This window comes from Amycolatopsis thermoflava N1165 (assembly GCF_000473265.1).
In the GTDB taxonomy this organism is placed as follows: Bacteria; Actinomycetota; Actinomycetes; order Mycobacteriales; family Pseudonocardiaceae; genus Amycolatopsis_E; species Amycolatopsis_E thermoflava.
Map to the genome: position 1 here is coordinate 7,860,375 of NZ_KI421511.1, position 24,702 is coordinate 7,885,076.

The 24,702-nt window shown below is 72.7% G+C and carries 24 protein-coding genes; 16 read left to right on the forward strand and 8 right to left on the reverse strand.

Going from position 1 to position 24,702, the window contains the following annotated elements; genetic code table 11:
* The first annotated feature begins 7 nt into the window (after nucleotides 1–7).
* Entirely contained in the window at nucleotides 8–421 is a 414-nt protein-coding gene (locus tag AMYTH_RS0139115; RefSeq protein WP_027934797.1) for an SRPBCC family protein, read from the forward strand.
* A gap of 71 nt (nucleotides 422–492) precedes the next feature.
* Complete coding sequence (locus tag AMYTH_RS0139120) at nucleotides 493–1,713, forward strand: cytochrome P450 family protein (RefSeq protein WP_027934798.1); 1,221 nt, start codon at nucleotides 493–495, stop codon at nucleotides 1,711–1,713.
* A 4-nt stretch (nucleotides 1,714–1,717) separates the two neighbouring features.
* Here AMYTH_RS0139120 and AMYTH_RS0139125 read toward each other — a convergent pair whose 3' ends face one another.
* A complete protein-coding gene (locus AMYTH_RS0139125) occupies nucleotides 1,718–2,125 on the reverse strand; it encodes a hypothetical protein (protein WP_228685148.1) in 408 nt (135 codons plus the stop codon).
* Nucleotides 2,126–2,207: 82 nt separating this feature from the next.
* On the opposite strand from AMYTH_RS0139125, the gene AMYTH_RS0139130 reads away from it, so the two are divergent.
* From AMYTH_RS0139130 to AMYTH_RS0139145, 4 genes are all read left to right on the forward strand, one after another.
* Nucleotides 2,208–2,834, forward strand: a complete 627-nt coding sequence (locus tag AMYTH_RS0139130; protein ID WP_027934800.1) for a MerR family transcriptional regulator — start codon at nucleotides 2,208–2,210, stop codon at nucleotides 2,832–2,834.
* Between the two features lie 757 nt (nucleotides 2,835–3,591).
* Complete coding sequence (locus AMYTH_RS0139135) at nucleotides 3,592–5,895, forward strand: SulP family inorganic anion transporter (RefSeq protein ID WP_027934801.1); 2,304 nt, start codon at nucleotides 3,592–3,594, stop codon at nucleotides 5,893–5,895.
* 50 nt (nucleotides 5,896–5,945) lie between these two features.
* Nucleotides 5,946–6,668: a dethiobiotin synthase gene (gene bioD / locus AMYTH_RS0139140; RefSeq protein ID WP_037323026.1), complete on the forward strand. Its 723-nt coding sequence runs from the start codon at nucleotides 5,946–5,948 to the stop codon at nucleotides 6,666–6,668.
* Between the two features lie 134 nt (nucleotides 6,669–6,802).
* Nucleotides 6,803–7,399, forward strand: a complete 597-nt coding sequence (locus AMYTH_RS0139145) for a DUF2567 domain-containing protein (RefSeq protein ID WP_027934803.1) — start codon at nucleotides 6,803–6,805, stop codon at nucleotides 7,397–7,399.
* 53 nt (nucleotides 7,400–7,452) lie between these two features.
* Here the strand turns inward: AMYTH_RS0139145 and AMYTH_RS0139150 are convergent, their stop codons facing one another.
* The 3 genes from AMYTH_RS0139150 to AMYTH_RS0139160 all read right to left on the reverse strand — a co-directional run bounded on the left by AMYTH_RS0139150 (nucleotide 7,453) and on the right by AMYTH_RS0139160 (nucleotide 9,345).
* Nucleotides 7,453–7,713, reverse strand: a complete 261-nt coding sequence (locus AMYTH_RS0139150; RefSeq protein WP_017984038.1) for a WhiB family transcriptional regulator — start codon at nucleotides 7,711–7,713, stop codon at nucleotides 7,453–7,455.
* A gap of 246 nt (nucleotides 7,714–7,959) precedes the next feature.
* Nucleotides 7,960–8,673 (reverse strand): LON peptidase substrate-binding domain-containing protein, encoded by a 714-nt coding sequence (locus tag AMYTH_RS0139155; protein ID WP_027934804.1) that lies wholly within the window; start codon nucleotides 8,671–8,673, stop codon nucleotides 7,960–7,962.
* A 33-nt stretch (nucleotides 8,674–8,706) separates the two neighbouring features.
* Nucleotides 8,707–9,345 carry an NUDIX hydrolase gene (locus AMYTH_RS0139160; RefSeq protein WP_027934805.1) on the reverse strand — a complete coding sequence of 213 codons (639 nt, stop codon included), beginning with the start codon at nucleotides 9,343–9,345 and terminating at the stop codon, nucleotides 8,707–8,709.
* Between the two features lie 110 nt (nucleotides 9,346–9,455).
* Between AMYTH_RS0139160 and nadA the strand changes: the two genes are divergently transcribed.
* The 4 genes from nadA to AMYTH_RS0139180 are packed head-to-tail and all read left to right on the forward strand — an operon-like array spanning nucleotide 9,456 to nucleotide 14,292.
* Nucleotides 9,456–10,463: a quinolinate synthase NadA gene (gene nadA / locus AMYTH_RS0139165; protein WP_027934806.1), complete on the forward strand. Its 1,008-nt coding sequence runs from the start codon at nucleotides 9,456–9,458 to the stop codon at nucleotides 10,461–10,463.
* Nucleotides 10,460–12,106 (forward strand): L-aspartate oxidase, encoded by a 1,647-nt coding sequence (locus tag AMYTH_RS0139170; RefSeq protein WP_027934807.1) that lies wholly within the window; start codon nucleotides 10,460–10,462, stop codon nucleotides 12,104–12,106. Before nadA ends, AMYTH_RS0139170 begins: the two co-directional genes overlap by 4 nt.
* Nucleotides 12,103–12,951, forward strand: a complete 849-nt coding sequence (gene nadC, locus AMYTH_RS0139175; RefSeq protein WP_037323028.1) for a carboxylating nicotinate-nucleotide diphosphorylase — start codon at nucleotides 12,103–12,105, stop codon at nucleotides 12,949–12,951. The genes AMYTH_RS0139170 and nadC overlap by 4 nt, the downstream gene beginning before the upstream one ends.
* Nucleotides 12,952–13,011: 60 nt before the next feature.
* Entirely contained in the window at nucleotides 13,012–14,292 is a 1,281-nt protein-coding gene (locus tag AMYTH_RS0139180; protein WP_027934809.1) for a sensor histidine kinase, read from the forward strand.
* Between the two features lie 60 nt (nucleotides 14,293–14,352).
* Here the strand turns inward: AMYTH_RS0139180 and AMYTH_RS0139185 are convergent, their stop codons facing one another.
* The gene (locus AMYTH_RS0139185) at nucleotides 14,353–15,426 is read right to left on the reverse strand and encodes a dihydrofolate reductase family protein (RefSeq protein ID WP_027934810.1); all 1,074 of its coding nucleotides are present in this window, start codon (nucleotides 15,424–15,426) and stop codon (nucleotides 14,353–14,355) included.
* 93 nt (nucleotides 15,427–15,519) lie between these two features.
* On the opposite strand from AMYTH_RS0139185, the gene AMYTH_RS0139190 reads away from it, so the two are divergent.
* Nucleotides 15,520–16,560 carry an ROK family transcriptional regulator gene (locus tag AMYTH_RS0139190; protein WP_037323029.1) on the forward strand — a complete coding sequence of 347 codons (1,041 nt, stop codon included), beginning with the start codon at nucleotides 15,520–15,522 and terminating at the stop codon, nucleotides 16,558–16,560.
* Between the two features lies 1 nt (nucleotide 16,561).
* On the opposite strand, the gene AMYTH_RS0139195 is transcribed toward AMYTH_RS0139190, so the two are convergent.
* A complete protein-coding gene (locus AMYTH_RS0139195; protein WP_027934812.1) occupies nucleotides 16,562–17,632 on the reverse strand; it encodes a type VII secretion protein EccE in 1,071 nt (356 codons plus the stop codon).
* Nucleotides 17,633–17,716: 84 nt separating this feature from the next.
* Between AMYTH_RS0139195 and AMYTH_RS0139200 the strand changes: the two genes are divergently transcribed.
* On the forward strand, nucleotides 17,717–18,352 hold the full coding sequence (locus tag AMYTH_RS0139200) for a LuxR C-terminal-related transcriptional regulator (RefSeq protein WP_027934813.1): 636 nt from the start codon (nucleotides 17,717–17,719) through the stop codon (nucleotides 18,350–18,352).
* A 6-nt stretch (nucleotides 18,353–18,358) separates the two neighbouring features.
* Here the strand turns inward: AMYTH_RS0139200 and AMYTH_RS0139205 are convergent, their stop codons facing one another.
* Entirely contained in the window at nucleotides 18,359–19,153 is a 795-nt protein-coding gene (locus tag AMYTH_RS0139205; RefSeq protein WP_027934814.1) for a carbon-nitrogen hydrolase family protein, read from the reverse strand.
* A gap of 49 nt (nucleotides 19,154–19,202) precedes the next feature.
* Here AMYTH_RS0139205 and hisD point away from each other — a divergent pair, with 49 nt between their 5' ends.
* From hisD to AMYTH_RS49735, 4 genes are read left to right on the forward strand one after another with little or no spacing between them, the layout of a single operon-like run.
* Nucleotides 19,203–20,528, forward strand: a complete 1,326-nt coding sequence (gene hisD, locus AMYTH_RS0139210; protein ID WP_020421837.1) for a histidinol dehydrogenase — start codon at nucleotides 19,203–19,205, stop codon at nucleotides 20,526–20,528.
* Entirely contained in the window at nucleotides 20,525–21,622 is a 1,098-nt protein-coding gene (locus tag AMYTH_RS0139215) for a histidinol-phosphate transaminase (RefSeq protein ID WP_027934815.1), read from the forward strand. The genes hisD and AMYTH_RS0139215 overlap by 4 nt, the downstream gene beginning before the upstream one ends.
* Nucleotides 21,619–22,218: an imidazoleglycerol-phosphate dehydratase HisB gene (gene hisB / locus AMYTH_RS0139220; protein WP_017984025.1), complete on the forward strand. Its 600-nt coding sequence runs from the start codon at nucleotides 21,619–21,621 to the stop codon at nucleotides 22,216–22,218. The genes AMYTH_RS0139215 and hisB overlap by 4 nt, the downstream gene beginning before the upstream one ends.
* Complete coding sequence (locus tag AMYTH_RS49735; RefSeq protein WP_017984024.1) at nucleotides 22,215–22,373, forward strand: hypothetical protein; 159 nt, start codon at nucleotides 22,215–22,217, stop codon at nucleotides 22,371–22,373. Before hisB ends, AMYTH_RS49735 begins: the two co-directional genes overlap by 4 nt.
* On the opposite strand, the gene AMYTH_RS0139230 is transcribed toward AMYTH_RS49735, so the two are convergent.
* The gene (locus AMYTH_RS0139230) at nucleotides 22,370–24,547 is read right to left on the reverse strand and encodes an MMPL family transporter (RefSeq protein ID WP_027934816.1); all 2,178 of its coding nucleotides are present in this window, start codon (nucleotides 24,545–24,547) and stop codon (nucleotides 22,370–22,372) included. The genes AMYTH_RS49735 and AMYTH_RS0139230 overlap by 4 nt on opposite strands.
* Between the last annotated feature and the right edge of the window lie 155 nt (nucleotides 24,548–24,702).

Below are 24,702 nucleotides of genomic sequence, written 5' to 3' on the forward strand. Positions count from 1 at the left end.
TGAGCCCATGGCCAAGGAAGTGGGCAGGACAGCCGACGCGGGCTGGCAGGTCGGCGTCTCGCGGACGTTGCCGCACCCGGCCGCCACCGTCTGGGAGTTCCTGACCAGCAGGGCCGGCGCCGAGATCTGGCTCGGCCCCGGCGCAGGCGTGCCCGGTGGCAAGGGGGAGCGCTACGAGACGGCAGGCGGAACCGCGGGCGAGGTCCGCAGTTACCGCGAACTGGACCGCATCCGGCTGACCTGGCGGCCCAAGGACTGGGACCACGATTCCACGGTGCAGGTGACGGTCTCGCCGTCGGGCAACAGGACGGTCGTCCGCTTCCACCAGGAGTGGCTCGCCGACGCGGAGGAGCGCTCCGTGCAGCGGGAGTACTGGAAGGGGGTGGTGGACCGGGTCGCCGACGCGCTCGCCGCACGGTGAGACGGGCACCAATCGCGCCCGTGGCCCGTTGACGACTTGCCGGAGCACGAACGCCACTGGGAGGACCACGAATGCGCGTGGTGGACGAACCGATCGAGCTCGACGACGACATCATCCAGGACCCGCACGCCCTCTACCGCGCGCTGCGCGAGGAGGGCCCGGTCCGGCCCGCGATCATGCCGCGCGGGTTGCGGGTCTGGCTGGTCTCGGGATACGCGGAGGCCAAGGCGCTGCTGGCGGACCCGCGGCTGAGCAAGGACGCCAACCGGGCGCAGGAGCTGTTCGAGACGCGCCTGACGGCGACCGGGGGGACGGGCGGCGACGACCCGTCGGGCAGCCTGCTGCGCCACCACATGCTCAACAGCGACCCACCCGACCACACGCGGCTGCGCAAGCTGGTCAACAAGGCCTTCACCGCGCGCACCGTCGCCCGCCTACGGCCGCGCATCGAGCAGATCACCGACGAGCTGCTGGACTCGGTTGCCGCGCGCGGCCGGGTGGATCTGCTGGACGCGTTCGCCTACCCGCTGCCGATCACGGTGATCTGCGAGCTGCTGGGCATCCCCGAGGCTGAGCGCGGCGACTTCCGGGAGTGGTCGAACACGCTGCTCAACTCCGGGCCCGCGGATGACTTCCACGACGCGGCCCGATCGATGGCGGGCTACCTCACCGCGCTGGTCGCCGCCAAGCGCGCGGCGCCGACCCAGGACCTGCTGTCCGACCTGGTGCACGTGTCGGACGAGGGTGACCAGCTGTCGCCGGAAGAGCTGGTCGCGATGGCGTTCCTGCTGCTCGTCGCCGGGCACGAGACCACGGTCAACCTGATCGGCAACAGCGTGCTGGCGCTGCTGCGGCACCCGGACCAGCTCGCGGCCCTGCGGGCCGACCCGTCGCTGCTGCCCGGCGCCGTCGAGGAGTTCCTGCGGTTCGAGGGGCCGATCAACATCGCGACCCTGCGGTTCACGGTGGAACCGGTGCCGATCGGCGACGTCGAGATCCCGGCGAACGAGTTCGTGATGGTCTCGCTGGTGGGCGCCAACCGCGACGGCGAGCGGTTCCCGGAGCCGGACCGCCTGGATGTCACCCGCCCTGCGGGCGGTCACCTGGCTTTCGGCCACGGCATCCACTACTGCGTCGGGGCGCCGCTCGCCCGGCTGGAAGCGGAGGTGGCGCTCGGCCGCCTGCTCGACCGGTTCCCGGTGATCGAGCTCGACGGCGACCCGGGCGAGCTCCGCTGGCGGGAGAGCACGCTCGTGCACGGCCTGAACACGTTGCCGGTGGTGGTCCGCTGAGACGTCAGTGGTGGTCGTGGCGGTGGCGGTAGACGACCACCGCCATGGCCACGCCCATCAGGCCGTGACCGATGCCCATCAGCGCGCCGCCGGAGATCGCGCCGGTCCAGTACGGCACGAGCAGCACCACGAACGGCACGTACATCCACACGGTCATTTCGAACACCGAGCGCCGGCTGTGCCGGCGGACCCGCATCCAGGCGGCCATCGGCAGGGCCATCTCGGTCGCCATGATCATCGCCCGCCAGTCGGTGCGGTCCAGGACCGCCGACCAGCCCGCCGCGTCGAAACCCAGCCGGACGAGCGGTCCGAGGATCGCCATGCCCAGGCCCATGGCGATCCACATCTCGGCGTAGTGCAGCACGGCCCGGCGGGTGGTGGGCGAGCGCAGGGACAGGGTGGTCATCCTCATCGCCTCCAGAATGGATAGCTGTACTATCTGCAATGGGAAGCTACTCTACCCATGAGGCTGTGTCCAGAGGGAGGAACGCCGGATGCGCATGGCGGAGCTGAGCCGGGAGTCGGGCGTCCCGGTCGCGACGATCAAGTACTACCAGCGCGAAGGTCTGCTCCCGCCCGGCGAGCTGACCAGCCCCAACCAGGCCCGCTACGGGCCCGCCCACGTGCGGCGGCTGAAGCTGGTGCGTGCCCTGCTGGAGATCGGCGGGCTGTCCGTGGCCGCGGTGGGCGAGGTGCTGACCGCGATCGACGACCCCGCCACGTCGACGCACGACATCCTCGGGTTGGCGCAGCACGGCCTGCCGATGGCGAAGCTGGAGGTGACGGCCGACGACCGGGCCTGGGCGCTGAGCCGGATCGAGGAGGTGGCCCGGCAGCGGGACTGGGAGGTGCACCCCGGATCGCCGGTGGTCGAGTCTCTGGTCGGTGTGCTGTGCGCGCTCCGGGAGGTCGGGCACGAGTGGGTGCTGGACGAGTTCGACTGCTACGCCGAGGCGGCGGCCTCGGTCGCCGAGCGCGACGTGACGACGGTGGCCCGGCAGGGCGCCACCGAGGCGGTCGTCGAGGGCGCGGTGGTCGGCACCGTCCTCGGCGACGCCTTGTTCGCGGCCCTGCGCCGGATGGCGCATGCGGAGGTCTCGCGGCGGCAGTTCTCCGGGTAGGCGCTGCGCTCGGTGGTGCGCTCGCCCCCGGTCATTCCACGCCCGGCAGGGTGCCCGCCGCGATTGGCCCGCGCACGGCGTCTGGGTGGTGGACGGGCTCGACCGTGACGTGGAGGCGGGGCGGCGACGCCTGTTCTCCGGGTAACGCGCTGCGCTCGGTGGTGTGCTCGCCCCGGTCATTCCACGCCGGCGGCGCCCGTGGCTTGCCCACGGGATGGCGTCTGGGGTGCTGGACAGGGATGACGTCTGGATGCTGGACGAGCCCGCCTGTCGCCGAGGCGGCGGGTAGGGGCCGGCTCACGGGGACGGGGGACCCCGGACGTGCTGCACCGGGCGGCGCGCTCACCCGCGGTCATCCCGCACCGTCCGCGCCCGGGCGCTGCACCTGCGTGCGCACGGCGTCGGGCGCGGCTGGGGACCAGTCGCGAGGGTGGCCTGAAGCGCTAATACATGCCACCGTGAATAATTCACCCAATCCAGTGTGATCGGAGCCACGCAGCGCGCCCGCGTGCACCGTCTGTCACGTTTCGTGTCGATCATCGAGCCGCTCGGTGACCTGTGTCACGCACACTGATGGCCTCACGCCAATACGCCGTTACTCATCAGTCATGACACTTTGTGAACAAAACGTGAGAATTTCTTTGCATACCGGACATCCCGGGCGTTTTTCGGTATCTCTGGTGCTACAGGCCGTCACTGGGGCCGGTCTCCCCTTGGTTCATCCCCATGTTCGGGCACTTCCGCACCGGAGGCGTGAATGATTGACAACTCTGCCCAGGAGCGTGAGCACGCTCCGCCCCGCTCGTGGCGGTCCGCGCTGGACAACCTCCGCCACGACGTGCCGGCCTCGCTGGTCGTCTTCCTCGTCGCGATCCCGCTGTCGCTGGGCATCGCGCTGGCCTCCGGCGCGCCGATCGTCGCCGGCCTGATCGCCGCGATCGTCGGCGGCATCGTGGCCGGCGCGCTCGGCGGGGCGCCGCTGCAGGTCAGCGGCCCCGCCGCGGGCCTGACGGTGATCATGGCGGAGACCATCAACGAGTTCGGCTGGGCCGCCACCTGCGCCATCACCGTCCTGGCGGGCGCGCTGCAGATCCTGCTCGGCCTGAGCCGGATAGCGCGCGCCGCGCTGGCCCTGTCCCCGGCCATCGTGCACGGCATGCTGGCCGGCATCGGGGTCACGATCGTCCTGGCCCAGCTGCACATCGTGCTGGGCGGCACCGCGCAGAGCTCGCCGATCGACAACCTGCTCCAGCTGCCGGCGCAGATCCTCGACCCGCACGGGCCCGCCACCCTGATCGGCCTGCTCACCCTCGGCATCCTGCTGGCGTGGGGCAAGCTCCCCGCCGCGGTGCGGAAGGTGCCCGGCCCGCTCGCCGCGATCGTCGCGGTCACCGTGTTCTCGCTGGTCGCCGGGCTGGAAGTGCCGCGCGTCGACATCCCGGCGAATGTGCTCGACATCAGTTTCGCGCCGGACTTCCCGGACACCGGCTGGTTCGACTTCGGCGTCGCCGTCGTCACCATCGCACTGGTCGCGAGCGTCGAGAGCCTGCTCTCCGCCGTGGCCGTCGACAAGATGCACACTGGGCCCCGCGCGAACCTCAACCGCGAGCTGCTCGGCCAGGGCGCGGCCAACATGACCTCGGGCGCGCTCGGCGGCCTGCCGGTCACCGGCGTGATCGTGCGGAGCTCGACCAACGTGCAGACCGGCGCCCGCACCCGCGTTTCGGCCGTCCTGCACGGCGTCTGGGTGCTGCTGTTCGTCGCCGTGCTGGCCGGGTTGCTGCGCAACATCCCGCTCGCGGCGCTCGCCGGCCTGCTGGTGCATGTCGGCGCGAAGCTGGTCAACCTCAACCACATCAAGCAGGTGCTGCGGCACGGCGACCTGCCGGTCTACCTGATCACGCTGCTCGGCGTCGTGGCCATCGACCTGCTCACCGGTGTGCTGATCGGTGTCGCCGCGGCCGCGCTGATCATGCTCCGCCGCCTGCTGTGGTCCGGCATCCACGCCGAACGCGACGGCGACAAGTGGCGCGTCGTCGTCGAGGGGGCGTTGTCCGCGCTCTCGATTCCGCGCCTGACCTCGGTACTGGGCACCATCCCGCGCGGCGCGACGGTGACCCTCGAACTCGTCGTGGACTACCTCGACCACGCGGCGTTCGACACGCTGTCGGCCTGGCAGCACTCCCACGAGGAGGCGGGCGGCCAGGTGATCGTGGACGAGATCGGGCACCCCTGGTTCGAGCGGGGCAAAGCAGGCGAGCCGACCGTGCACAAGGCCAAGGCCCAGCGGATCGCGCCGCGCTGGTTCGCCCCGTGGTCGGACTGGCAGCAGGCCCGGCAGGAGGAGCCGGTCGAGGTTCCGGAGCAGCGGCAGCCGCGGGAGAGTTCGATGCGGCGCGGCATGGTCGAGTTCGAGCGGCGCACGTCGCAGCTGGTCCGCCCGATCCTGGGCAAGCTGGCCGACACGCAGAACCCGGAGACGCTGTTCATCACCTGCGGCGACGCGCGGATCGTGCCGAACCTGATCACCAGCAGCGGCCCTGGCGACCTGTTCACGGTGCGCAACATCGGCAACCTGGTGCCCGACCACGCGACGTGTGCGGCTGGTTCGGACGCGTCCATCGGCGCCGCGGTCGAGTTCGCGGTCGGGGTGCTCAAGGTGCGCGAGATCGTGGTGTGCGGGCACTCGTCGTGTGGCGCGATGAAGGCGCTGCTGGGCGGCGTGCCGGCGGGCGCGCCCGCGCTGGAGTCCTGGCTCCGGCACGCCGAGCCGAGCGTGGAGCGGGCGAAGACGCACGCGCCGATCCGGATCGGCGACTCGCTGCCCGGCTCCGAGGCCGACCAGCTGGCGCTGCACAACGTCCTGCAGCAGCTGGACCGGCTGCGGGAGTACCCGACGGTCGCGGCCGCCGAGGCCCGCGGCGAGGTCGACCTGGTGGGGATGTACTTCGAGGTCGGCGCCGCCCGCGTGCACCTGTACGACCCGAAGGCGAACGCCTTCGTCTCGGCCGACAGCGTCGTGACCGGGACCGCGGAGAGCAACCCGATGGTCACCGGGTAGCCACACACCGGAAAGCCGGCCGGCCGGCGCCGGTATTAGTGTCGGATCCCGTGAGCGTGCTGGTGGTGACCGGGACCGGAACCGGCGTCGGCAAGACCGCGGTGACCGCGGCCCTCGCCGCGCTCGCGCGCGCCGAGGGCCGCCGGGTGGCCGTGCTGAAACCCGCGCAGACCGGGGTCGCCCCGGACGAGCCCGGCGACATCGACGAGGTGACCCGCCTCGCCGGGGACATCACCGCCCGCGAGCTGCGCCGCTACCCGGACCCGCTCGCCCCGGACGTCGCGGCGCGGCGCAGCGGCATCGCGCCGGTCGGGCCGGCCGAGGCCGCCGGGGCGGCGAGCGAGCTGGCCGAGACGCACGACCTCGTGCTGGTCGAGGGCGCCGGTGGGCTGCTGGTCCGCTTCGACGCCGACGGCGCCACCCTGGCCGACGTCGCGTGGTCGCTGTCCGCCCCGCTGCTGGTGGTCGCCGAGGCCGGGCTCGGCACCCTCAACGCCACGGCCCTGACGGCCGAGGTCACGACGGCGCGCGGCCTCAACGTGCTCGGTGTCGTCATCGGGTCCTGGCCCGCGCGGCCGGACCTGGCCGCCCTGTGCAATGTGTCCGACCTGCCGGTGGCCGCCGGATCGCCCCTGCTCGGCGCCCTCGCCGAGGGTGCGGGCGCGCTGGACCGCGACGCCTTCCTGGAGGCGGCGCGCGCCGGGCTGTCGCCGTGGTTCGGCGGCGACTTCGACGCCGAGCGGTTCGAGAAGGGCCTGAACACCCAGTCCTGACCCACGTTCTGGCGGGGGCCGGCGGGGTGAACCCGGCCGACTGGACCGGCGACGCGGCCGACACGGTGCGTACACGGGTGGGAGGACCGGCTAATCTCGGTGCGGCGGATCAAGCGGCAACGGAAAGAGGTGCGGTGGCCGACTCGTCGCCGGTGCAGGCCAGGCCGGGAGCACCCGGTCCGGAGCTGTCCGCTGTGCTGTTCCACCGGCGGCCACCCCGGCCGCGGGTGGTCGTGAAGGCCGACCTGCTGCCCGCGGTCAGCCTGCTGTCGCTGATCGGGGTGCTCGGCATCCCGCTCGGCTGGCTCTGGTCGCTGCTCGCCCCGCCCGAACGCGTGCGCGTGTTCGACGGCGGCCAGCTGATCCCGTTGCAGCTGGAGAGCTGGCACCGCTTCGACGACCTCGCGGTCTACGCGTTGCTGGGCCTCGGCCTGGGTGTGGTCACCGGGGTCGCGGTGTGGATGCTGCGCGAGCGGCGCGGGCCCGTGGTGCTGATCGCCGCGGTGCTCGGCGGCCTGCTCGCGGCCTGGCTCGGCGTCCAGATGGGCGTGGCCTTCGCCAACAGCGCCTACGCGGTCACGACCACGCCCGCGATCGGCGACGTCATCGAACGGGCGCCGCGCATCGAGTCGTTGTGGGTCCTGGTGGCCCAGCCGCTGGGCACCGCGCTGGTCTACGGCCTGCTCGCCGGCTGGAACGGCCGCGACGACCTCGGCCGCAGGCTGGGCTAGAAACGCGAAACGGCCGGAACCCCGTGCTCGGGGTCCCGGCCGTTCGGCTTGTCTCAGGCCGCCTCGGCGCGCCGCCGGGAGCGGATCAGGCTCCGCCGCTCCTGCTCGGTCGTGCCGCCGAAGATGCCGTTGTCGAGACCGGAGTCCAGTGCGTAGGCCAAGCATTCGGCGCGCACCGGACAGCTTGCGCACACCGCCTTGGCCCGTGCGACCTGCCGGGCGCCCGGGCCCATTTCGGACACGGGGAAGAACAGCTCAGGGTCCTCGTCCCGGCAGGCGGCACGAGTACGCCAGTCGATCACGTCGCGGCTCATGGCGTGCCGCCTCCTTCCATGCGTTTCGTTTCTCAGCTGGCGCTCCAGGCACCAGCAAGGGTGACAGGCACGCGTAAGGGCCCATCTGGTTTTTCTTGCTGCGGTATCTGGGTTGCCACGCCGGGCTCGGATCAATCACCTTGATCCGGCGGGCTGGTGGCAGGGGCTGTTGCCAGCGCCGAAGGTCCAACGGTACCAGGAAGATCCTTGTTCCCGCTCACCTGCGAAAACGTTGTGGCCAGCGTCTCAGTTCAGGCTGGCGGGCAGGCCGAGCTGGATCAGCTCGGGTGGGGGAGCGGGCACCGCGCGCAGCTTCGTCAGGAAGCCGGCCTCCCGCCGCAGCATGCGGCTGACCATCCGCAGCCGGCGCAGCGGCTGGGTCTCTTCGAGCAGCTGCTGCCGGTCGGCCAGCGGCAGCAGGCAGTCGGCGGCGAGCAGGTACGACAGCGCGCCTGGTCCGGTCTCCGATTCCGGCGCCGCCCACGAGTCGCGGTGCCAGGCCGCCTCGCAGTACGCCCCGTGCGCGGACAGGGCCGCGTCGCGCAGGCCGGCGACCGCTCTTCCGGCGGCAGGCGGGAGCGGGTCGTCATCGACCCGTTCGACGGTGCCGACGAGGTAGGGCGCGCGGCTGTTGTCGATGTCCAGCACCCGGAAGCGGCGCTCGCCACGGGTGATGATGTCGAACCGGCCGTCGGGCAGCCGCTCGCTCTCGCCGAGCAGCGCGGTGCAGCCGATGGCGTGGACGTGATCGAGGTGTTCGACCTCGCGCACGGCGGAAGTCCGGATCGCGATGATCCCGAACCGGCGGTCCGGCACCGTGCCGGTCAGCAGGTCGACCGCGAGCTGCCGGTAGCGCGGCTCGAACAGGTGCAGGGGCAGCGTCGCGCCGGGCAGCAGGACGGTTTGCAGAGGGAACAGGGGGATGGTCTCTGTCGTTCTTTCCTGCCGCTCCGCATCCACGGCTACACGGTACGTCGATCCGGTGGTTCTCGCTCAACGTCGTTTGGGCGGCGGGCGGAACACCGCGAACGGGTCTGTCACCTGGATGCCCTTCCCGGTGAAGGAGAACAACGCGGCCGGCCGTCCCCCGCTGCGGCCCGGCGCGGCCGTGTGCCCGGTGGGCGAGAGCAGGCCGCGCCGGGCCAGCACGCGCTGCAGGTTCGTCGCGTCGACCTTGTAACCCAGTGCGGCCGAGTACAGCTCGCGCAGGGCCGAGATGGTGAACTCACGCGGCGCGAGCGCGAAGCCGACGTTGGTGTACGACAGCTTGGAGCGCAGGCGGTCGCGGGCGCGCAGCACGATGTCGCGGTGGTCGAACGCGGTGCGCGGCAGGTCGTCCACCGGGTGCCAGCGCGTGTCCTCCGGGACCTCGGGGTCGACGTCGGAGGGGACCAGACCGAGGAACGCCGTGGCGACCACGCGCGGCCCTGGCACGCGGTCCGGCGCGCTGAACACCGCCAGCTGCTCGACGTGGCTCAGCTGCCGGACGTCGACCTTCTCCGCGAGCTGGCGGCGGATCGAGGTCTCCACGTCCTCGTCCGGCCGCAACCGTCCGCCGGGCAGCGACCAGCGCCCGACGTGCGGATCCAGCGCCCGGCGCCACAGCAGGACCTGCAGTGTGGCGCAACGCACCTGCAATACCGCCGCCAAAACCTCGTGTGCCAGGGGGGCGCTGCTGTTAATATGACTTCGCACGGTTTTCGATTGTAAGGCGAAAACCAGCGACTGGTCCAGGAGGGCCGATGACTGCAGCGACTGTGGACCTGACCCCGTACGGCGGCGTGGAGCCGGACGAGGCGTGGGCGGAAGAGGTGCGCAAGCTGGCGCGCGAGCGGGATGCCGTGCTGCTGGCGCACAACTACCAGGCTCCGGCGATCCAGGACATCGCCGACCACACGGGGGACTCCCTCGCGCTGTCGCGGATCGCCGCCGCCAGCGACGCGTCGACCATTGTGTTCTGCGGCGTGCACTTCATGGCCGAGACCGCGAAGATCCTGTCGCCGGACAAGACGGTGCTGATCCCCGACGCCCGCGCCGGCTGCTCGCTCGCCGACTCCATCACCGGCGCCCAGCTGCGCGAGTGGAAGGCGCAGCACCCCGGCGCGGTCGTGGTGTCCTATGTGAACACCACCGCCGAGGTCAAGGCGGAGACGGACATCTGTTGCACGTCGTCCAACGCCGTCGACGTGGTGGCGTCGATCCCGGCCGACCGCGAGGTCCTGTTCGGTCCGGACCAGTTCCTCGGCGCGCACGTCAAGCGCAAGACCGGGCGCGAGAACATGCACATCTGGGCCGGCGAGTGCCACGTGCACGCCGGGATCAACGGTCCCGAGCTGGCGCAGCGCGCGGCCGACCACCCGGACGCGGACCTGTTCATCCACCCCGAGTGCGGTTGCGCCACCTCGGCGCTCTACCTGGCGGGCGAGGGCGCGGTGCCCGCGGACAAGGTGAAGATCCTGTCCACTGGGGACATGGTGCACGAGGCCCGCGCGACCAAGGCGAAGTCGGTACTGGTGGCCACCGAGGTGGGCATGCTGCACCAGTTGCGCAAGGCCGCGCCGGGCATCGACTTCCGCGCGGTGAACGACCGGGCGTCGTGCGCATACATGAAGATGATCACCCCGGCCGCCCTGCTGCGCGCCCTGCGCGAAGGCGCCGACGAGGTGCACGTCGACCCGGAAACCGCGGCCAGGGCCCGCGCCTCGGTGCAGCGGATGATCGAGATCGGGCAGCCCGGCAGCGGCGAATGACCGGCCCGGTTATCGACGAGAAGACGAAAACCGCCTGCTGGGAGGCTCGCGCCGATCTGGTCGTGCTCGGCACCGGCGTCGCCGGGCTGACCGCGGCGATCCGCGCGCAGGAGCTCGGTCTGCGGGTGCTGGTCGTGACCAAGGCGGCGATCGAGGACGGCAACACCCGCTGGGCGCAGGGCGGCGTCGCCGTGGTCATGGAGGACCAGCACGACGAGGGCGACTCGGTCGCACGGCACGTCGACGACACGTTGATCGCCGGCGCCGGGCTGTGCGACCCGGATGCGGTGGGGGCGATCCTCGCCGACGGTCCGCGCGCCGTGTCCTGGCTGCGGTCGGCGGGCGCGCGGTTCGACCCCGGCGCCTCCGGCCTGCTCGCCCGCACCCGGGAGGGCGGGCACAGCGCGTTCCGCGTGATCCACGCCGGTGGTGACGCGACCGGGGCGGAGGTCGAGCGGACGCTCGTCGCCGAGGCCACCGGTCGTCGGCTGCCGGTACTGGAGCGGCACATCGCGGTCGACGCGCTGCGTACGCCGCGCGGCGACGTGGCCGGGGTGACGGTGCTCGACCCGGAGGGGCGGCCGGGTGTGCTGCGCGCGCCCGCGGTGCTGCTCGCCACCGGCGGGATGGGGCAGCTCTACCAAGCCACGTCGAACCCGGAGATCGCCACCGGTGACGGCGTCGCGCTCGGGTTGCGGGCCGGGGCGGTGGCCGCGGACCTGGAGTTCGTGCAGTTCCACCCCACCGTGTTGTACACGCCGGGCGCCCGCGGCCGGTGCCCGCTGGTGACCGAGGCCGTGCGCGGCGAGGGCGCGGTGCTCGTCGACGGCGCGGGGGCGTCCGTCATGCAGGGCGTGCACCCGCTGGGCGACCTGGCGCCGCGCGACGTCGTGTCCGGCGCGATCACGCGGCGGCTCGCTTCGGCGCCGGGTGGGATCGACGACCACGTGTTCCTCGACGCGACCGGCGTGCCCGGGTTCGCCAAGCGGTTCCCGACGGTGTTCGCGGCCTGCCGGGCGATCGGTGTCGACCCGGCGCGTGATCCGATCCCGGTCACCCCGGCGGCACACTTCGCCTGCGGCGGGATCGTCGCGGGCACCGACGGCCGCACCGGTGTCGCCGGCCTCTACGCGGCCGGTGAGGTGGCACGGACCGGGTTGCACGGCGCGAACCGGCTGGCGTCCAACAGCCTGCTGGAAGGGCTGGTCACCGGGCGCGCCGCCGCCGAGGCGGTGGCCGCCGACCTCGCCGCAGGCCTGCTCGCCGACCCGAAGCAGGCGTCGGCACCCGCGTGGGGGCGGGTGCGGATGGCTGAGCGGGACGCGCTCCAGCGCGCGATGAGCCGGTACGCGGCGATCGGGCGGGACGCCGAGGGGCTGGCCGTGGCCGGCGCGGTGCTCGACTTGTCGACTTCGGACGGTCCACTCCGGACCCACGCCGACGTCGAGAACGCGTCGCTCACCTTGGTGGCGCAGGCTTTGCTGGCCGCGGCCGCGCGCCGCACCGAATCGCGCGGCTGCCACGTCCGCGCCGACCACCCCGGCCGGGACGACGTGGCGTGGCAGCGCAGTCAGCTGATCCGGCTCAACCCGTCGGGGCAGCCGGTGCTGGCCGACCCCGTGTGCACGGAGGAAGTGGCATGAACCTGGACCTGGAGGACGCCCGCCGCGTCGTGGAGACGGCGCTGGCGGAGGACCTGCGGTACGGACCGGACGCGACCACCGCCGCCACGGTTCCGGAGACGGCGACCGCGGTCGCGGAGATCACTCCCCGCGTGGACGGCACGCTCGCCGGCGTGCCGGTGGCGCTGCTGGTGTTCGACGCGGTCCTTGGCCCCGGATACGAGGTGCTCGGCCGGCGCGAGGACGGCAGCAGGCTCGTCGCGGGTGAGCCCGCGCTCGTCGTCCGCGGACCGGTGCGCGGGCTGCTCACCGCGGAGCGGACGGCGCTGAACCTGCTGTGCCACCTGTCCGGCGTGGCGACCGCGACGGCCGCGTGGGTGTCCGCTGTGGACGGCACCGGCTGCGCGATCCGGGACTCCCGCAAGACGCTGCCCGGCCTGCGGCTGCTGGAGAAGTACGCGGTGCGCTGCGGTGGCGGCGTCAACCACCGGATGGGCCTCGGCGACGCGGTGCTGATCAAGGACAACCACGTGGTGGCCGCCGGTTCGGTCACCGCCGCGCTGGCGGCAGCCAGGGAGCACGCGCCGGCGATGCCGTGCGAGGTCGAGGTCGACACGCTCGACCAGCTGGACGAGGCACTGGCCGCAGGCGCCGACGAGGTCCTGCTGGACAACTTCGCGCCAGGGCAGTGCGCGGAAGCCGTGCGCCGCAAGGACGAGGTGTCGCCGAAGACGCGGCTGGAGGCCAGCGGCGGGCTGAAGCTGGCGAACGCGCGGGCCTACGCCGAGACCGGCGTGGACTACCTGGCGGTCGGCGCGCTGACCCACTCCTCGCCCGTGCTCGACCTCGGGATGGATCTTCACTGAACCTTGTTCCAGCCTCCCCCGGCTTGCTATGACTGGGGTCCGGGGGAGGAAGGAACGGGCATGGCTGGCAACTTCCTGCTCACCTTGCTGCGCAAGGGGGCGGGGGTGCTGGCGTCCACGCCGGGCGAGCTGCCGGCGGAGATCGACGATCCGGAGCCGGTGTCCGCGCTCAAGCGGATGGGCGCCGTCGCGGCGAGCAGCACCGAGGGGCCGCGCTCGTCGCTGATGGTGCGCGCGACCCGGTACGCGGTGCTGCTGCCGCTGGTCTACCGGATCGGCGTGCTGCCGATCGCCTGGGTGTGGCTGGTGGCCGCGCACGGTTTCGTGCTCTCGGCGACGGTGGTCGCCTGGGTGGGCGTGCTGGCGAACCTGACCGGGCTGGTGTGGGTGCTGCGCGTGCCGGACCGCAGCGGGCGCACCACGGCGTTGCTGCTGGCGGCCGATCTGGTGTTCGCGATCGCGGCGGGCGTGGCGGTCAGCGCGACGGCTTCGGCGGAGTTGTACTGGGCCGCCGCTTGGGTGCCGTTCCTGAACCTGACCGGGACGGTCGGGTTGTGGACGATGTGCCGGGGCGTGCCTGCCGGGCTCGCGCTGGTGGTGCTCGGGGTGCCGTTCCAGGTGGGGTTGCTCGCGCTCGGCGGGCAGTTGTCGATGTGGGTGCCGCCGCTGGTCAGCGGGACGGGGACGATGCTCGTCGCCGTGGTGACGGCGGCCGGGACGCTGGTGCTGCTTGGGGTGGCGACGCGCTTGGCGCTGGCCATCGGGATGCGGCTCGGGGTGGCCGGGGAGCGGGCGCGCACGGAGCGGGCGCTGCACGACACGGTGCTGCAGGCGCTCGAAGCGATGGCGATGCACCGGGGCGGAGATCCGGCCGCCGAGCTGGACCGGGTGCGTGCGCAGGCGCGGGCGCAGGCGGCCGAGCTGCGGCGGGGGCTGGGCACGCCGGGCGGTGGCGGTCAGGGGCTCGCGGGGGAGCTGACCGGGCTGGCGACCGAGATGGCGCGGGAGGGGCTGCGGGCGCAGCTGGCGCTGTCCGACCTGGCCGACGACACCCTGACGGAGGCCCGTCGAGCAGCCGTCCGCGACGCGGCGCGCGAGGCGTTGCGGAACACGCTGAAGCACGCGGGCACCCGGGAGGTCGTGATGCGCCTCGCCGAGCACGAGGGCGGGATCGCGGTGGTGATCCGCGACCACGGAGTCGGCTACGACGAGGACGCGCGCCCGGCGGGCTTCGGGGTGAGCTCGTCGATGAAAGCGCGCCTCACCGAAGCCGGCGGCTGGTGCCGAATCGACTCCAAACCAGGCCACGGCACGCGGGTGACCCTGTGGGTGCCGCGCTAGCGGTTCGGTGCCTCGGGACGGACGACGGAGCAGGCTCAGGACGGCGACGTCCAGCCGTTACTAATCCCCCAGGGGCAGGTGCGCGTTCGTCGCCTTGACGAGGGTTGCCAGGTCGGGCAGTTCGCGCACCTCGCGACCCGCCGCGCGCAGGGTTTCCGCTCCCACGCAGTCCACGAACAGGTTCGGCTCGCGCCAGGCGAACACCACTCGCGGGATGCCGGCGTTCAGGATGTGCTGCGTGCAGGACACCGCCCGCGACGCGCGCGAGCTGCACGGCTCCAGCGACGAGTAGATCGTCGCGCCGGTGAGGTCCGCGTCGCCCAGTTTGGCGATCGCCACCTCTTCCGCGTGGTCGTGCGGGTCGGTCTCGCCCGAGTACCCGGTGGCCAGCACCTCGTCGGCGGCGTTCACCACGATCGCGCCGACCCGGAACGTCGTCGACGGCGGGCACTTCTCCGCCAGCTCGATCGCCTCCCGCAGCCTGCGGTGGTCCCGTGCCGCCTGCCCCAGGTGGTACCGCATGAACACGACGTCCCCGATGCGGCGCGTCTCGGTCAGCTGCAGCCGTCCCGGCGGGAACCGGCCTGGCCCGACGAACCGCGGCGCCTCCGCCTCGCCGACGAACACCGGCGCGACCGCGAGTTGCAGTTCGTCCACCACGCCCGCGGTGAGGAACATCGTGTGGACCGCGCCGCCGCCCTCGACCATCAACCGCTCGATCCCGCGGCCGGCCAGGTCCGCCAGCACGCGCCGCAGGTCGAGCGGGTCCCCGCCGTCGACCACGGTCGCCACCGCGCCCAGCCGCTCCCGCACCTTCGGCACCGCCGCGGCCGGGGTGTAGACCAGCTTCTCGACGTCGCCGGTGGTGAAGAAGTTCGCCGACGGGTCGAGGTCGCCGCTCCCGGTGATCGTGACCTTCGCCGGGTTGCCGCGCCCGGAGCGCACCAGCAGCCGCGGGTTGTCGGTGCGGATCGTGCCCGCCCCGACCAGGATCGCGTCCACCCCGGCGCGCTCGCCGTCGACCCGAGCGAAGTCCTCCTCGTTGGACAGCAGGAGCCGCCGGTCGCTGGTGTCGTCGAGGTAGCCGTCCAGGGAAACCGCCGCCGAGGCGAGGACGTACGGGCGCGTGCTCACCCCCCGGAGTCTGCCACCGTCCCGCATCGCGGGCCGTTTTGACGCGGTCGGCTACTTTCGTGCACGGTGGAACGAAGTCCTGGGGGGTGCGCAGTGTCGAACGCCGCCGCGGTGCTCGGCGCGATCAGGCGGGAAGGCCCGCTGTCGCGGGCCGCGATCGCCGAGCTCACGTCGCTGAGCATGCCGACGGTCAGCCGTCAGGTCGCCGCGCTCGCCGAGGCCCGGCTGGTGCGGGACGCGCCGGACCTGGCCCGCGCCGGCGCCGTCGGACGGCCCAGGGTGCCGGTCGACATCGACGACACCGTGCTCGCCGCGTGCGGGGTGCACATCGGCGTCCGCACCACCACGTTCGGCATCGTCGACCTGCGCGGCCGGCTGGTCGGCAGCGAGAAGATCCCGACCCCGCGGGGCAGCGCCGAAGACGGGCTGGCGTACCTCGCCGCGAAGGTCCGTGCGTTCCTGCGGCGCTGGCGGGAGCGGCGGGTCGTCGGGCTCGGGCTCGCCACCGGCGGCCAGGTCGACATCGCCCGCGGCCTGATCACGCACGACCGGCTCGGCTGGCACCGCGCCCCCGCGCAGGCGGTGCTGGCGCGCGGGACGGGGCTGCCGGTGCACGTCGACGGCCACGTGCCCGCGATGGCGCACGCCGAGCTGCTGTTCGGCGAGGGCAAGCAGTACCCGAGCCTGCTCTACTTCTACGCCCGTCAGGTCGTCGGCGCGGCGCTCGTGGTCAACGGCGTGCTGCACCGCGGCCCCGGCCAGGCCGGGTCCGTCGCGCACCTGCCGGTCGGCGGCGACGTGCGGTGCCCGTGCGGCCGGACCGGCTGCCTCGAAGCGACGGTCAACGACCAGACCGACCGGGGGGCGCTGGCCGAGCGCGCCGCGACGATGGGCCGGGCGGTCGCCATCCTGCGCGACGTCGTCAACCCGGACCAGGTCGTCCTCGGCGGTCAGAACATCACCGACGCGCCGGAGCACCTGGCGACCCTGCTGCACGCGTTCGCGGCGACGACCGCGCTACCCGGCACCGACCTGGTGACCGTGACGAGGTTCGGCCCGGACGTCCAGGCCGTCGCGGCGTGCACCGGCGTCCTGGCGGACATCTTCGCCGACCCGACGCCGCTGATGACGTGACTCAGCCCGGCAACGCGAGCGGCAGCGTGCGCCGTACCGCGGCGGCGTGCCTGCCGTACAGCGGCACGACCGGCACGTCCAGGTCGCGGGTCCGGGGCGGGCGCCGCGTCCCGGCGTAGCGCGCCAGCCGCAGCGTGACCTCCTCCGCGAGCCGCCCGAAGCGGTTGCGGCGCAACGTGAACGAGGCCACCGTCAGGGCCGCCCCGCGAGCCGTCGACGTCAGCAGCACGGGCACGTCCTCACGCGTCAACGGGACGAAGCCGGCCTGCGCGGTCCCGCCCGCCGACCAGGCCTGCCAGCCGTCCGTCACCGGCGCCGGGGCGTCCGCGCCGAGGGTGGCGCGCAGCTCCGTCGCCAGTTCGCCGGCCTCCAGCAGCGTGCTGCCGTACCCGGCCTTCGCGAGCGCGCCCATCAACGCCAGCGCCGCCCGGGTCGTCGCCCGCAGCTCGCCCGCCTCACCACCGCCGCGGGCCAGCGCCGCCAGCGGCGCCTCGCTCGCCCGGTACCGCACCGCGACCAGGTACGTCCGCTCGCCGAAGCTCGTCCGCACCAGCAACTGGGCGCCTGCCAGCGGGATCTCCGGGTTGTCGCACGCGGCGCGCAGCAGGTCCAGCACCTTCGCCACGTCCGGCTCCACGCCCTCGCGCAGCCGGATCACCGTGGTCCAGCCGTCGCCGACCCCGGCGACCCCGAACCGGTTCCCGGCGCGGTCGACGTGCTGCCGCAGCCGGAAGTCGTGGGCGAGCACGCGCAGCGGGTCGGCGGCCTGGCGGCGTTCGTCGTGCTGCAGCAGCCGGTAGGACACCCAGGTGAGCGCCCAGCCTGCCAGGTGCCGTCCCGCGAACCGGACGGACGTGGACGCGATCACCAGCACCGCCAGCACGGTCACGACGAGCTTCGCGGGCAGCACGTCGTGCACCGCCAGCAACGTCGCGACCAGAGCGGACTCCCAGACCGCGATCTGGGCGAAACCGATGGGCAGCACGAACGGCGCCATGGTGAACCGGCGGGGCCGGGGTGCTTCGGGTGCGGTCCCGCCACCGGCGGAGACCCCCGCGTCGGCAGCGGTCAACTCGCTTCTCCTTGATCCTGGTACAGAATAAACGGGGAACCGGTATTCGCTGCCGGGAAAAATGCCCACAGGGAGTGAGGTCCCATGGCCGCGAGCGAGGGCGGGCCCATCCGGGTCGGCGTGATCGAGGACCACCCGCTGTACCGCTACGCGGTCGCGAACGTGCTCTCCGAGGCGAGGGACATCGAGCTGGGTCCCGTCGCGGAGTCGGTCGCCGCGTTCGCGAGCAACCAGGAACCGGCCGGGTGCGTCGTCGTGCTGGACCTCAAGCTGCGTGGCGTGACCGACTCGCAGGCCGTGCAGGAGGTCGTGCGGATGGGGCACAAGGTGCTGGTGGTGTCCGCGCACGCAGGCCAGGACGAGGTGCTCGGCGCGATCTCCGCGGGCGCGCGGGGATACCTGTCGAAGGACGCCGACGGCGACGACATCCTGCACGCGATCCGCGAGATCGCCGCGGGCAACTCCTACGTGTCGCCGACCCTGGCGTCGTTCCTGCTCGACTCGACGCGCCCGCGGGCCGGGGTGAAAAGCGTGCTGTCCGACCGCGAACGGCAGGTGCTGTCCCTGGTCGCCGCGGGGGAGCGGGACGCCGACATCGCCGAGGCGATGTCGATCAGCGTCCGCACCGTCCGCTCCTACCTGGACCGGATCCGCGACAAGACCGGCCGCCGCCGGCGCCCCGAACTGACCCGGCTGGCCATCGAAGAGGGCATGGCCTGACCCGGCTCAGAGCCGCCGGTTCGCCAGAGCCCCGGTCGCGTTGCGGGCCTTCTCCGCGACCTCCGGGTCGATGTCCACGACGACCGACTCGGGCCCCGCGCCCAGCTGCGCGTGCACGCGCCCGAACCCGTCCGCCACCGTCGAGTAGCCGATGCCGGTCGGCGCCTTCGGGTTCACCTCGACGCCGGACGCCGCCGGGTCGGCCTGGCCGCACCCCAGCACCCAGCAGCCGGAGTCGAGCGCCCGCGCCCGCACCAGCACCTCCCACTGGTCCCGCTTGCCCTCGCCCGCGCCCCACGACGTCGGCAGCACTACCGCGGACGCGCCCCGATCGGCCAGCGCCCGGAACAGCTCCGGGAACCGCACGTCGTAGCAGGTCGCGAAGCCCAGCGTCACGCCGTCGACCTCGACGGTCACCGGCGAGGCGCCGGGCGCGACCGTGTCGGACTCGCGGAAGCCGAACGCGTCGTAGAGGTGGATCTTGTCGTAGCCGGTGTGGTGCCCGAGCCCGGTGATGAGCAGGGTGTTGCGCACCCGGCCGTCCTCGTGCGGGGTGAACATCCCGGCCACCACCAGCACGCCGTGCTCGTCGGCGATCGCGGCGACCGACTTGGCCCACGGCCCGTCGAGCGGTTCGGCGACCGGCCCGAGCGGCACCCCGAACCGCGCCATCGCCGCCTCCGGGAACACCACGACCCGCGCTCCCTCACCTGCCGCGCGCGCCACGCCCTCGCGGATCGGGGCGAGGTTCTCCGCGGGCTCGGCACTCGATGTGAGCTGGCACAAGCCGATCCGGAGCACGGGCTACCTCCCTGGTCGTCGTCAACGTTCCAACTCGTACCCTAGACCCATGTTGAACCGCATCGACCTGCGTGGACGCGTGCTGTCCGCCACCGAACTCCGAGCCACGCTCCCGCGTGCCGAGATCGACGTGGACGCGGCGCTGCATCAGGTCCGCCCGGTGGTCGAGGCGGTCCGCGAGCGCGGGGTCGAGGCGGTCCTGGAGTACACCGAGCGGTTCGACCGCGTGCGCCCGGCGAGCGTCCGCGTGCCGCGCGCGGAGATCGAGGCCGCGCTGACCACGCTGGACCCGGCGGTGCGCGCCGCGCTGGAGGAGGCCATCGAGCGCGCCCGCAAGGTGCACGCCGACCAGCGCCGCGCGGACGTGACCACGACGGTCGCCGACGGCGGCACGGTCACCGAGCGCTGGGTGCCGGTCGAGCGCGTCGGCCTCTACGCCCCCGGCGGGCTCGCGGTGTACCCGTCGAGCGTGGTGATGAACGTCGTCCCGGCGCAGGTCGCGGGCGTCGGCTCGCTGGTGCTGTGCTCGCCGCCGCAGGCCGAGTTCGGCGGCAGGCCGCACCCGACGATCCTGGCCGCGGCGGCGCTGCTCGGCGTGGACGAGGTGTGGGCGGTCGGCGGCGCGCAGGCCGTGGCGCTGATGGCCCACGGCGGCACCGACACCGACGGCGCCGAGCTGGTCCCGGTCGACCTGGTCACCGGCCCCGGCAACATCTACCTCACCGCGGCCAAGCGCCTGCTGCGCGGCCTGATCGGCATCGACTCCGAGGCGGGCCCGACGGAGATCGCGATCCTGGCCGACGAGACGGCCGACCCGGTGCACGTGGCGGCCGACCTGGTGAGCCAGGCCGAGCACGACCCGCTCGCCGCGAGCGTCCTGGTCACCACGTCGGAGGAGCTGGCCGACGCCGTGGACCGGGAGCTGGCCGGCCGCGTCGCCGCGACCAAGCACACCGAGCGCATCGGCGAGGCGCTGCGCGGCAAGCAGTCCGGCACGGTTCTGGTGTCCACTGTGGACGAGGGGCTGCGGGTGGTGGACGCCTACGCGGCCGAGCACCTGGAGATCCAGACGGCCGACGCGCGGGCCGTCGCCGCGCGGGTGCGCAACGCAGGCGCGGTGTTCGTCGGCCCGTACGCGCCGGTTTCGCTCGGCGACTACTGCGCGGGGTCGAACCACGTGCTGCCCACCGGCGGGTACGCGCGCCACTCGTCGGGGCTGTCCGTGCAGAGCTTCCTGCGCGGCATCCACGTCATCGACTACAGCGAGGAGGCGCTGCGCGAGGTGGCCGGCAAGGTCGTCGCGCTCGCCAACGCCGAAGACCTGCCCGCACACGGGGAAGCGGTCACCGCCCGCTTCCCGGGAGGAGCCGAGTGAGTTCCGACGACGTCCGTCTCGAGGACCTGCCGCTGCGTGAGGACCTGCGGGGCCGCAGCCCCTACGGCGCACCGCAGCTGGACGTCCCGGTCCGGCTCAACACGAACGAGAACCCGTATCCGCCGCCGCAGGCCCTGGTCGACGACGTCACCGAGGCCGTCCGCGAGGCCGCCGCGGGCCTGCACCGGTACCCGGACCGCGATGCGAGCGCGCTGCGCCAGGACCTCGCCGCGTACCTGTCCGGCGCGACGGGCGTGCCACTGACCGAGCGGAACCTGTGGGCCGCCAACGGGTCCAACGAGGTGCTGCAGCAGATCCTGCAGGCCTTCGGCGGTCCCGGCCGCAGCGCGCTGGGCTTCGAGCCGTCGTACTCGATGCACCCGATCATCGCGGCGGGCACCCGCACCGACTGGGTCGCGACGCCGCGGCGGGACGACTTCACGCTCGACACCGAGGCCGCGGCGCGGATCGTCGCCGAGCGCAGGCCCGACGTCGTGTTCGTGACCAGCCCGAACAACCCGACCGGCGGCTCGATCCCGTTCGACGAGCTGGAGCTGGTGTTGCGCGCCGCGCCGGGCATCGTCGTGGTGGACGAGGCGTACGCGGAGTTCTCCTCGCAGCGCAGCGCCGTCGAGCTGATCGAGGCCTACCCGGCGCAGCTGATCGTGTCGCGCACGATGAGCAAGGCGTTCGCGTTCGCAGGCGGGCGGCTCGGCTACCTCGCGGCCGCCCCGGCGGTCATCGAAGCGCTGCAGCTGGTGCGCCTGCCCTACCACCTGTCGGTGCTGACGCAGGCGGCCGCGCGGGCGGCGCTGCGGCACGCGGACGAGACGCTGGCCTCGGTCGCCAAGCTCGCGGCCGAGCGCGAGCGCGTCGTCGAGGGCCTGCTGGGCCTCGGCTTCACATCGGTGCCCAGCGACGCCAACTTCATCCTGTTCGGCCGCTTCGCCGACGCGCGTGCGAGCTGGCAGGCCTACGTGGACAACGGGGTGCTGATCCGCGACGTCGGCATCGAGGGCCACCTACGGGTGACCGTCGGCACCCCGGAGGAGAACGACGCCTTCCTGGCGGCGAGCAAGGAGGTCCCGCGGTGAGCCGCGTCGGCAAGGTTTCCCGGACCACGAAGGAGTCCTCGATCACCGTGGTGGTCGACCTGGACGGCACCGGGCAGGTGGAGGTGTCCACCGGGGTCCCGTTCTACGACCACATGCTCAACTCGTTCGGCGTGCACGGCTCGCTCGACCTGAAGGTCGACGCGACCGGCGACATCGAGATCGACGCGCACCACACGGTCGAGGACACCGCGATCGTGCTGGGCCAGGCGATCCGCCAGGCGCTGGGCGACAAGTCGGGCATCCGCCGCTTCGGCGACGCGTGGATCCCGATGGACGAGACCCTCGCGCACGCCGCGATCGACGTGTCCGGCCGCCCGTACTGCGTGCACGTCGGCGAGCCGGAGCAGTTCAACACGTTCACCATCGGTGGCAACTACCCGTTCGTGCTGACCCGGCACGTGTTCGACTCGCTGTCGTTCCACGCGCAGATCGCGCTGCACGTCCGCGTCATCCACGGCCGCGACCCGCACCACATCGCCGAGGCCCAGTACAAGGCCGTCGCGCGTGCGCTGCGGGCGGCCACCGAGCCGGACCCGCGCGCGGGCGGCATCCCGTCGACGAAGGGTGTCCTGTGAGCAAGGAACTGGTCGCCGTGCTGCTGCTGGCGCTCGGCGGCTTCCTGGTCGGCGGCGTGTACAGCACGTGGAAGACGGCCAAGGTGCTCGCGATGCTGTTGCTGGTCGCCGCACTCTTGGCCGTCGGCGGCGCGATCGCCTGGCTGGTGTCCTAGCTCCGCGCGCCTTCCAGTTCGCGGCGCCGCTCGAGGTGCCTGGCGAGGCTTTCGCCCTCCACGTCGACGTTCGGCAGCGCGCGGTGCAGCCACTTCGGCAGCCACCACGCGTGCTTGCCGAGCAGCGACATCACCGCGGGCACGATCGTCATGCGCACCACGAACGCGTCCACCAGTACGCCGAACGCCAGCGCGAACCCGATCGACTGGATCAGCGACAGCTCGGCCGCGATGAACCCGGCGAACACACTGATCATGATCAGCGCCGCCGCCACCACGACCCGGGCGCCGTGCTTGAACCCGCTCACCACGGCGTCGCGGGCGTCGGCGCCGTGCACGTAGTCCTCGCGCATCCGGGTCACCAGGAACACCTGGTAGTCCATCGCGAGGCCGAACAGCACGCCGATCAGCAGGATCGGCAGCATGCTCATGATCGGGCCGGTCGAGTCGACGCCGAGCAGGTCGGTGAGCCAGCCCCACTGGAACACCGCGACCACCGCGCCGAAGGTCGCCACGACCGAGCCGAGGAAGCCCAGCGTCGCCTTCAGCGGCACGATGATCGACCGGAACACCAGCATCAGCAGCAGGAACGCGAGCCCGACGATGAGGCCGAGGTAGGGCAGCATCGCGCCGGCCAGCTTCTCCGACACGTCGATCTGCAGCGCCGTCTGGCCGGTCACCGACAGCTTCGCGCCGGTGGCGCCGGAGAGGCGGTCGGACTGGTCGCGGATGCTCGCGACGAGCTGTTCGGTCGCCTCGCTGCTCGGGCCGCTCTTCGGGATCACGGTGACCAGCGCCGTGTCGCCGTCGGCGTTGAACTGCGCCTGCGTCACCGCGGCGACGTCCGGCAGGCGCGAGATCGAGTCGGTCGCCTCGGTGGCGGCCAGGCGCGGGTCGGGCGCGTCCGCGGAGTCGATGACGACGATCAGCGGGCCGTTGGTGCCCTCGCCGAAGCCCTTGCTGATCAGGTCGTAGGCCTTGCGCTGCGTCGAGTCGGGCGCGGCGGTGGCGTCGGTGGGCAGGCCGAGCTGCATGCTCAGCGCCGGGATCGCGACGACGAGCAGGCCGACCACCGCGGTCACCAGCACCGGGACGCGGTGCCGTCCGACGTACCGGGCCCAGCGCTCGCCCATCGCGGGCTTGCCGTTCTGCTTCGGGCGGGCGTGCTTGCCGACGACCTTCCGGCCGGCGAAGCCGAGCAGCGCGGGCAGCAGCGAGAGGGCGATGAGGACCGCGACGGCGACGGTCCCGGCGGCCGCGACGCCCATCTGGCCGAGGATCGGGATGCCCACGACGGTGAGCCCGACCAGGGCGATGATCACCGTCAGGCCGGCGAACACCACGGCGGAGCCGGCGGTGCCGACCGCGCGCCCGGCGGCCAGTTCCGGATCGTGCCCCTCGGCCAGCTCGTGCCGGTAGCGGGAGACGATGAACAGCGCGTAGTCGATGCCGACGGCGAGGCCGAGCATCAGCGCGAGGATCGGGGTGTTGGAGTTCAGGTCGACGAACCCGGACACGGTCATCACGCCGGCCATGCCGACGCCGACGCCGATGAGGGCGGTCAGCAGCGGCAGCCCGGCGGCGACGATCGAGCCGAAGGTGATCGCCAGAACGATGGCCGCGACGATCACGCCGATGCCCTCGGTGGCCTCCGTGGCGGGCACGCCCTGGATCGCGTCGCCACCGAATTCGACGGTGAAACCGGCGCTCTTGGCCGCGTCGGCGGCTGATTTGAGCGCTTCGCGGTCACTGTCGGTCACGTCGGTGGCCGGGACTTTGTAACTCACCTGGGCCATGGCGATGCGGCCGTCCGCGGAGATCGTCCTGGCCTGGTACGGATCGGCGACCATCGCGACACCGGGCGCGGTCTTGATCTTGCCGACCAGCTCCTCGACGGTCGCGCGGGCGGCGGGGTCGGTGAGCGCCTGCCCGTCCGGCGCCTCGATCGCCACGCGCGCGGTCGCGTTGCCCGCCGCTGCCTGCGGGAACTTCTCCTTGAGGTGGTCGATGGCCTGCTGCGCCTCGGTGCCCGGGATGGTCACCGAGTTCGACATCTGGCCGGACAGCGTCAGCGCGCCGCCGCCCAGGACGAGCAGAACCGCCGTCCAGACGCTCGCGACGAGCCAGCGCCGGCGGAACGAAAACCGGGCTAGGCGGTAGAGCAGGGTGGCCACGTACTCGGCTCCAATTCAGTCGAGTGACATCCGATCCGGTGATACTCAAGCTAGCCGATCGGCAAGTGGAGCTCCAAGCCGATCGGCTAGTGTGTGACTAGCCGCACGGCTAGCGCCTCAAACGTTTGCCGCAGGATTTCGCGTCGCGTACTCTT

Coding starts and splice junctions, on each gene's coding strand:
- AMYTH_RS0139125 (WP_228685148.1), bottom strand. CDS start 2,125: ATGAGGATGACCACCCTGTCCCTGCGCTCGCCCACCACCCGCCGGGCC.
- hisD (WP_020421837.1), top strand. CDS start 19,203: ATGTTGAACCGCATCGACCTGCGTGGACGCGTGCTGTCCGCCACCGAA.
- AMYTH_RS0139120 (WP_027934798.1), top strand. CDS start 493: ATGCGCGTGGTGGACGAACCGATCGAGCTCGACGACGACATCATCCAG.
- AMYTH_RS0139200 (WP_027934813.1), top strand. CDS start 17,717: ATGGCCGCGAGCGAGGGCGGGCCCATCCGGGTCGGCGTGATCGAGGAC.
- AMYTH_RS0139180 (WP_027934809.1), top strand. CDS start 13,012: ATGGCTGGCAACTTCCTGCTCACCTTGCTGCGCAAGGGGGCGGGGGTG.
- AMYTH_RS0139135 (WP_027934801.1), top strand. CDS start 3,592: ATGATTGACAACTCTGCCCAGGAGCGTGAGCACGCTCCGCCCCGCTCG.
- AMYTH_RS0139150 (WP_017984038.1), bottom strand. CDS start 7,713: ATGAGCCGCGACGTGATCGACTGGCGTACTCGTGCCGCCTGCCGGGAC.
- nadA (WP_027934806.1), top strand. CDS start 9,456: ATGACTGCAGCGACTGTGGACCTGACCCCGTACGGCGGCGTGGAGCCG.
- AMYTH_RS0139170 (WP_027934807.1), top strand. CDS start 10,460: ATGACCGGCCCGGTTATCGACGAGAAGACGAAAACCGCCTGCTGGGAG.
- AMYTH_RS0139130 (WP_027934800.1), top strand. CDS start 2,208: ATGCGCATGGCGGAGCTGAGCCGGGAGTCGGGCGTCCCGGTCGCGACG.
- nadC (WP_037323028.1), top strand. CDS start 12,103: ATGAACCTGGACCTGGAGGACGCCCGCCGCGTCGTGGAGACGGCGCTG.
- AMYTH_RS0139115 (WP_027934797.1), top strand. CDS start 8: ATGGCCAAGGAAGTGGGCAGGACAGCCGACGCGGGCTGGCAGGTCGGC.